Consider the following 7222-nt stretch of genomic DNA (forward strand, 5'->3'; position numbering starts at 1 on the left):
TTGCCACCTACTCCGGTGAGTTCGCAGCGGCACTGATCAGTGGTTCAGTTCGACCTTTACGCAACGATTCTCGTTCGGTCGCGGTCATGCCGCCCCAGATACCGTGGGGTTCCCCGGTCTGGATGGCGTGCACGAGGCATCTCTGAACGACAGGACACCTGGCGCACACCAGCTTCGCCGAACTCTCGCGTTTCGCTCGCCTGGAGCCGCGCTCGTTCGTGTCGTCGTAGAACAGGGCGGGGTCGGTGTCGCGGCAGGTGCCGGACAGCTGCCAATCCCACTCGTCGGCAAGGGGCCTGGGAGATGTGTAGGAGCGCATGAACATGGACGTTCCCTTCGCTGCGTGACGAACTCGACTCGGATCGGGGATCCAGGTCGGGTACTAAGGCAAAGCTCGGTCCCGCCGGCCTGAACCGGCGGGACCTTCGAGGCTCCTCCCTCGAGGGGGAAGATTTCGGGGGTACCTCTGGTCGGTCATTACCCAGCCGTACAACCTTTGAATCCCGGTCGTCAGGAATTCTTTTGATCGACGGCACGTCTCTCTGCTGCGGCGACAAGACCACCGGCGATGTCGCGCACCTTGACGTTCCATTCCTGCGACATCTCGACCAGAAGGTCGAAGGCTTGGTCGGCCGAGCACTCGCGCTCGGCCATCAGTAATCCCTTGGCCTGCTCGATCACGGGCCGAGAATCCAAAGCTCTTCTCAGTTCGTCGTTTTCCGCGCGAAGGCGGGTGAGGACGTCTGACGCTGAACTGGACTGCTGAGCCTGGGGTCGTTGAACCTCGTACACACGATGAAGCACTCCGATCACCCTGCCGTCATCATCGGTGACGGCGGAATTGACCGTATTCCAATAGCGCGTGACAAACAGCCCACTACCTCGCTCATCGCGCACGTCGTAACGCTGAGTCGGCAGTGCGTCCCGAGTTCTGGAGTGCATCGTGCGCTCGAATGACGCTGTCAACGAGAAGATTCCGTCGGCAAACGAGTCGTCGGGATTGTCGGGGAAGGCTTCGAACACTTCCACTCCGTGCAACTGATCGAGGCTGCGGCCGGACACGGCAAGGTATTCGTCGTTTGCGCCCTGGATACGGAAATCGCTGTCCACGAGCAGAAGAGAAGAAGTGCTTGCCGCAAATCGATCGCTTCGAACGATCGAGCGGAGAGTGCTCGAACTCATGATTGTGTCGTTTCTGTCCTGTCTTCGACGGCTGCGGCCCCTGATATTTCAGAAGTAATTGATCGCGAGAACTCCAAGGGCGGTGCCTGCCACGATCGATCCGAACAACAAACGCTGTTGCAACACGAACATCTGATACTCGCGACGCGTTTGTGCCGACGTGCCGCGCGAGTCCGCAGACATGCTCTTGCCCTTTCCTGTTGTGGGGATCGCGATTTCGGCCGACCCCCGATCGGCCGAAATCGCGGACGGAGCGTCAGTTCTGACGCGCCTCGTTTGCGGCATCCTGCTCGGTGGACGCGCCTTCGTGTACGAGGCTGCCGCCGGAGTTCTCGAGGTGCGCACGAACGAACCACTGGAACTTCTCCAACTGTGCCGTTTGGCCGATCAGCATGTCTTCTGTGATCGGATCGATCTTGCCGACGTTGTCGATTGCAGTGCGGCTGTCGGTGATGACCCCGGTGTAGACGAGGTCGAGCGCAGCCAGATGGGCGCGAGCGTCGTCGCGGCCGACGGAGTAGTCGTCCCAAGTCCGATCGCGCTCGATCGCTCCCGCTGTGCCCTTGGGGGAGTTGCCCAGTGCCGCGATACGTTCCGCCACATCATCGGCGTAGCCGCGAACCAGCTCTACCTGTGGGTCGATCATCTCGTGCACGCCGATGAAGTTGGGTCCGACGACGTTCCAGTGGACGTGCTTGAGCGTCAGATGAAGGTCGTTGTAGGCGCTGAGGCGTTCCTGCAGAATATCGGCGACGGACGAACCGTCTGCGCTGCTCAGTCCCGGTACGGTGAACTCGGACATATGTTTTCCTCTCGTCTTGATGGGGATCGCCCGCGAACGGGGCGGTCTCGCGCCATCGTCAATCGGATCGCGTGTCGGTCAGGTTCAGTGCGCGAGTGCTACTGGCTCCTCTGTCACCGGGTCGCCGTACATCATCGCGATTCGGCGCTTGACCTCTTCGGTTGTCAAAGTCGCGCTTGCAACAGTGATTCCGATGCCGGTGGTGCTCTCGCCCTGTGTGGGCGGGATGTCGATCGTCGTCATCTTGCTCCCGGTGAAGAGTGTGCCGTGAGGGAGTCGGCTGAACCACCGACTCCGACGTCTGGGTGTTCTACACCTTCGAGTGCCGGTTATGGCGCTTTCAAGTGCTACAAAATCTATATCAGCCGATGTAGATAATTGGCAAGGCTACTTCGATTCGACGGCTAAGGGAAGCTCCCTGTGCGATCTTGCCGAAATCGGCTTTGATCTGCCATTACATGCCTTCTCGGCTCGACGATTTTTGTCATGAGTGGCCCTGGACACGCTTGAATCTATGTCCTGGGCGTCAGATTCACTGCGTGATGATGCTAAGGTCGGATGACGCCGATTGAGACAGCCGACACCGAACTAGGAGGTTCCAGTGACGTCGGAATCCCAGACCCGGGCGCTGCGCGGCGTATACGGGATCTCAGTGATGTCAGAACTGTCCGGGGTAGGACCTCAGACGCTGCGCCTTTACGAGCGAAGGGGCCTGCTCACACCAACCCGCACGGATGGCGGTACGCGCCGTTACAGCGAGGCCGACCTGGATACGCTCGGACGAATCACCGCGCTGATCGACGACGGAGTCAATCTGGTCGGTATCCGTCTGATTCTGTCCCTGGAGGCCGAAAATGCAGTCTTAGCGGCTCGAATCAGCCAGTTGACCGCCGAGGGTCACTAGTAGCGTTGCTCCATACGATGCCGTTCAGGATGGAGTTTCGGTGCGGGTAGGGTCGCCGAAGTCCGCGTCGGCGGAGATCTTGTTGCCTGCCGCTTCGATCTGTTCGAGCGCGGCGTCCAAAGCATCGACCAACCATTGATGCGACGCTTCCGCGAGGAGGCGATCCGGTGTGTCGGTGTTTTCGGATTGGAAGAACCGCACCAGCCACGATTCTCCGTTGTCGGGTCGATCGGAGAGTCCGGCTGCGGTATTGGTCGCCAGAAGATAACGGTTGTATTCGAGATCGACACGAATGGCGTACTCGCCGAACAGGTTCACCACATTGGCCGGCCGATGAGTAGCAGCAGCGAGCGCGATGAGAGCGTCGTTGTAGGTTTCGGAGTACTTCACCGTGAGGGGCATGGTCGGCCTGTCTTTCTGGGCCGATGCAGCATTGCACGGCTATGTTGAGGAGATCAGTTCGCAGCCGCTGCTTGACGATGAACTGAAACCAATCCTAGCTCGAGTCTGCGCTCACCCTTGACGCAAGCCCACGGGGTCAGTTGTTGCGTGCAAAGTCAGACTCGCGCTCCGTGACGAACTGATTGTCCGGGCGCGGTTCGGGCGGCGAAAGTGCAGTCAGGAACGACTCGGCCCACTGATGCACATCATGCGTCATGACCTGGCGATGCAGCGCAGCCATACGGCGACGGCCCTCTTTCGGATCCTGATGAACTGCGGTCAGGATTGTATTCTTCACGCCGTCCAAATCGTGCGGGTTGACCAGGTATGACTGTCGTAATTCCATTGCAGCACCGGTGAACTCGCTGAGAACGAGAGCGCCTCCGAGGTCGCCTCGGCAGGCCACGTACTCCTTGGCCACCAGATTCATCCCGTCACGCATCGGCGTCACGAGCATGACGTCGGCGGCGACGAACAGTGCGATCAGTTCTTCGCGGTCGACCGGCTGATACAGGTAGTGAACTACGGGGCGGCCGATCTGACTGTGGTCGCCGTTGATGCGGCCCACCTGTTCCTCGATGACACTGCGAAGGTCGATATAGTGTTGCACGCGTTCGCGACTGGGCGTGGCGAGCTGCACCATCGTGTACTTCTCCGGATCCAAGCGGCCCTCGTCGAGGAGTTCCTTGAGGGCTTGCAGTCGCAGGTCGATGCCCTTGGTGTAGTCCAGGCGGTCGACTCCCAGCAGGATTTTTTCGGGATTTCCGAGCTCTTCCTTCAATTCGCGTGCGCGGCGCAGGACCGATTCGCTCTTCGACTGGCGCTCCAGCTCGGCCGAATCGACGGAGATGGGAAATGCCCCCACCTTGACGACGCGAGAGTCGAAATCCACATGCCCGAGCGCACTTCGAACACCGACGCCCGCGGTCGTTGTCTTGAGTCCGAGTAGTTTTCGGGCCAAAAACAGGAAATTGTTTGCGCCACCAGGCAAGTGGAAGCCGATCAGATCGGCGCCCAGCATTCCCTTGACGATCTCCTTGCGCCACGGAAGCTGCATGAAGAGCTCGACCGGAGGAAACGGAATGTGAAGGAAGAACCCGATCGTCAGGTCCGGGCGCAGTTCGCGCAGCATTGCCGGCACGAGTTGCAATTGATAGTCCTGCACCCAGACGGTGGCTCCGTCCGCGGCGCAACGGGCGGTTTCCTCGGCGAACCGCTGGTTGACCGCGACGTACGTGTGCCACCACGACCGTTCGAACGTCGGTGCCACCAGAACGTCGTGGTAGAGCGGCCACAGCGTGTCGTTGGAGAACCCCTCGTAGTACTCGGCGAGGTCCTGAGAGGTCAGCTCGACGGGAAACAGACGAAGGCCGTCAACCACTATGGGATCTACCTTCTCGTCCGCGACCCCCGGCCAGCCGACCCAAGCGCCGTCTCGCTGTCGCAGGATGGGTTCGAGAGCAGTGACGAGTCCACCCGGACTTCGCTTCCAGTTCTTGCCACCGTCCTCGTCGGTTTCGAGATCGACGGGTAGTCGGTTTGCGACGACGACGAATTCGGAGAGCTTTTCGAGATCGGTACTCACGCCGACATCGGCTCCGCCAGGGTCTCGTCCAGCACGGTGGTCGAGGACAGGTATGTGACCGCCTCGGCTGTCGAGTCGGTGAACACGATGTCTGCGTCCATCTTCAGAAGAGACAGCAGGCGCCTGACGGGGTGCGCTGCGACGAGCGTCCAAGGAACGCCGAGCCTTCGTGCCTTGGCCGACAGAGTCTCGATGATGGAAAGACCTCCGACGGAGATGAACTGGACGTCCGAGCAGTCGAGTACGAACGGGTGACGCTCACCGATCAGGTCGTCGACGCAGGCAGCGAAATCAGCTCGGGACCGGACGTCGATCTCGCCGCTGACCACGAGCGATTGAATGTTTTCCGCACACGTCGTGGTGAATGTGGGGGGACTGTCCGTACGCTCATCTGTAGTTCTCGAAAACTCGTTCATCGAAACTCCTGACGGATTGCTCGAAACGGATCGTTCGAACGGTCTGGTTCGAAACGGTTTCGTTCGAAACCGGGAAACGGCACGGGAAGCAACGCACGAACCGTGCTCGTCTTCAACGGCTGGGTACTCAACCGTGCTGAGTGCCTACCTTACCGCATCGCGAAAACCCAGGTGAAAAGCGTTAGATCCGTAAGGATTTCAAGGACCCGTGAGCGTCGGCCCACGGGACCTTGGTCCCGATGACTGAGCTCTTGCGCGATCAGTCGGTGTCGGTTGCCGGGCCGTTACTCGAGGCTCCACCCTCGTCGGCCCACGTACGCTCGCCCGACGGATCGGTCTGAACGTCCTTGTGTGCGGCATCGGCCCCGGTTCCGGGACCGTGGTCGGTGCCGGTGGTCTGCGGCTCGTCCGTCTGATCAGTGCGGTCGGTGGAATTTCGTTCACTCATGGTGGCTGCGTCTCTCTGAAGGTTGGTGTTCATGTACTTGTCGTTTCTTGCTCACCCGCGAGGGGTACTCAATAGGGGTAGTACGTCACGTCGAGTCAGTACGTCACGTCGAGCCATACCAGCAAAGTCAGCTGTCACCGAAGCAGGAGATTTCACGTGAACCATATGACCGTGACGACCGAACACCTGCGTGCACTGTTGGGCAGCGGGCCCCATTCGGAATTGGTAGCGGTTGGGGGTGAGATCGAGATCTACGTCCCCGATGAAGAAGGGTTCGGCCTCGATGGTATCTCGCTTGTCACTCGCGAGCAGTTGGCCGAGCGCCTACCGTCCTCGCCCGACAACCCCGACGAAGGTGAACTACGTATCGCCGCAGAATCGTTGAGCGAGATGATCGCCGAACTCGGCGGCTGAAGTCTGAAGTTCGGGGCAGCTGACTTCAGATCTGCGGGATCGGATCCGGGGGATACGGGTTCGGTGGCGTCGGAGTCGGTGGCACGGGCGGGGGATTCAGCGGATCGGGTGGTGCCGGCGCGGGTGGAGTCGGCGACCCCGGGTCGGGGACGGGGCCCGGATCCGGTGGTGGGGGAGTGGTCATGAGTGCCGGGTTCCCAAACACTTGCCGAACAAACACCTAGTGCTCGGAGTGGCTTTTGGTGTTCTCCTCGGCAGGTAGATCATCCACGATGTCGACTACGGCGATGTGGACGTTCTCTGCAGAGACGGGTGGGTCCATGTCGCCGAGGATCAGGTGAACGACATCGACGACGGTGAATCGAACCCGGTCCGACAGTTCGGCCAGATCCACTCCGTATGGCGCTGCCAGTTCGATACGTAGTGAACGTATTTCGTGGCCGTCGACGAAGAACTCGATACTGCTCGGCGAGCAGTGGTGTCGAGAACGTATCTCGGCGGCCAAATGGGTGCGGAGTACGTGATCGCTCACCGACACCGTGCCTAGACGTGGACCTTCGGACGCGTGTGCGTCGAGCGGCCAACCGGACGCCGAGGTCGACCGTAGCGCCCGGATCACCTTGTCGCTGATTCGATCCCAGCCTGGCTCGGGAGCGTTCCGCAGGACGTCGGATGCGTGCGCCATCAATGCGTCGGTTCGTGATTCAGTCATCGCCACCTCGTCATTCGTTCACTCAGGTTAGCCCGTGCACGATGGTGATGCCCTCGCACTGCATCCGGAGTGAGTCTCAGAATCTTGCCGATTTGAACGAACGTGAGCATCTCCACCTCTCGCAGCGTCCAGGCCGCACGCTGGCGATAAGGCAATTCACCCAACGCTTCTTCCAGTGCCTCCAGGAACGCGGCGTTCGAGGTCGTGTCGAACGGGCCGGCCTCGGGAGACGGCACGAGAGGATCCAGCAGCTTGTCGTCGATGGTTATCTCTAGCGCCGCATCAGGATGAAGGCACGGTAGGCACGGCGTGTCGGTC

13 protein-coding genes are annotated in these 7222 nt (G+C 60.4%); 2 read left to right on the top strand and 11 right to left on the bottom strand.

Translation table 11 applies throughout. From position 1 onward, the window contains the following. Positions 1-7 precede the first annotated feature (7 nt). The 5 genes from H7C86_RS28600 to H7C86_RS28620 all read right to left on the bottom strand — a co-directional run bounded on the left by H7C86_RS28600 (position 8) and on the right by H7C86_RS28620 (position 2227). The gene (locus tag H7C86_RS28600) at positions 8-325 is read right to left on the bottom strand and encodes a WhiB family transcriptional regulator (RefSeq protein WP_020906545.1); all 318 of its coding nucleotides are present in this window, start codon (positions 323-325) and stop codon (positions 8-10) included. A 185-nt stretch (positions 326-510) separates the two neighbouring features. Further along, on the bottom strand, positions 511-1182 hold the full coding sequence (locus H7C86_RS28605; RefSeq protein ID WP_020968724.1) for an ANTAR domain-containing protein: 672 nt from the start codon (positions 1180-1182) through the stop codon (positions 511-513). Between the two features lie 48 nt (positions 1183-1230). Further along, a complete protein-coding gene (locus H7C86_RS37460) occupies positions 1231-1365 on the bottom strand; it encodes a hypothetical protein (RefSeq protein WP_020968725.1) in 135 nt (44 codons plus the stop codon). A 73-nt stretch (positions 1366-1438) separates the two neighbouring features. Beyond that, the gene (locus H7C86_RS28615; protein WP_019747464.1) at positions 1439-1984 is read right to left on the bottom strand and encodes a Dps family protein; all 546 of its coding nucleotides are present in this window, start codon (positions 1982-1984) and stop codon (positions 1439-1441) included. A gap of 84 nt (positions 1985-2068) precedes the next feature. Then, complete coding sequence (locus H7C86_RS28620; protein ID WP_003943664.1) at positions 2069-2227, bottom strand: hypothetical protein; 159 nt, start codon at positions 2225-2227, stop codon at positions 2069-2071. A 358-nt stretch (positions 2228-2585) separates the two neighbouring features. Between H7C86_RS28620 and H7C86_RS28625 the strand changes: the two genes are divergently transcribed. Next, positions 2586-2888 carry a MerR family transcriptional regulator gene (locus H7C86_RS28625; RefSeq protein WP_060939090.1) on the top strand — a complete coding sequence of 101 codons (303 nt, stop codon included), beginning with the start codon at positions 2586-2588 and terminating at the stop codon, positions 2886-2888. A 24-nt stretch (positions 2889-2912) separates the two neighbouring features. On the opposite strand, the gene H7C86_RS28630 is transcribed toward H7C86_RS28625, so the two are convergent. The 4 genes from H7C86_RS28630 to H7C86_RS28645 form a co-directional block, all read right to left on the bottom strand. Beyond that, positions 2913-3290, bottom strand: coding sequence for a hypothetical protein (locus tag H7C86_RS28630; protein ID WP_019747463.1), 378 nt, complete (start codon positions 3288-3290; stop codon positions 2913-2915). A gap of 136 nt (positions 3291-3426) precedes the next feature. Beyond that, complete coding sequence (locus H7C86_RS28635) at positions 3427-4914, bottom strand: trehalose-6-phosphate synthase (RefSeq protein ID WP_019747461.1); 1488 nt, start codon at positions 4912-4914, stop codon at positions 3427-3429. Next, positions 4911-5330 (bottom strand): STAS domain-containing protein, encoded by a 420-nt coding sequence (locus H7C86_RS28640; protein ID WP_182262705.1) that lies wholly within the window; start codon positions 5328-5330, stop codon positions 4911-4913. Before H7C86_RS28640 ends, H7C86_RS28635 begins: the two co-directional genes overlap by 4 nt. Positions 5331-5589: 259 nt before the next feature. Continuing rightward, positions 5590-5778: a PI-type proteinase gene (locus tag H7C86_RS28645; RefSeq protein WP_223258032.1), complete on the bottom strand. Its 189-nt coding sequence runs from the start codon at positions 5776-5778 to the stop codon at positions 5590-5592. Positions 5779-5943: 165 nt separating this feature from the next. Between H7C86_RS28645 and H7C86_RS28650 the strand changes: the two genes are divergently transcribed. Next, positions 5944-6192, top strand: coding sequence for a hypothetical protein (locus H7C86_RS28650; protein ID WP_019747457.1), 249 nt, complete (start codon positions 5944-5946; stop codon positions 6190-6192). A 220-nt stretch (positions 6193-6412) separates the two neighbouring features. Here the strand turns inward: H7C86_RS28650 and H7C86_RS28655 are convergent, their stop codons facing one another. Next, on the bottom strand, positions 6413-6904 hold the full coding sequence (locus H7C86_RS28655) for a hypothetical protein (protein ID WP_202023085.1): 492 nt from the start codon (positions 6902-6904) through the stop codon (positions 6413-6415). Then, positions 6901-7222: RNA polymerase sigma factor (locus tag H7C86_RS28660; protein ID WP_182262706.1), on the bottom strand; the 322-nt coding region annotated here is incomplete at its 5' end. The genes H7C86_RS28660 and H7C86_RS28655, both read right to left, overlap by 4 nt.

The sequence above is a fragment of the Rhodococcus sp. UFZ-B548 genome (assembly GCF_903819475.1).
Taxonomy (GTDB): Bacteria; Actinomycetota; Actinomycetes; order Mycobacteriales; family Mycobacteriaceae; genus Rhodococcus_F; species Rhodococcus_F erythropolis.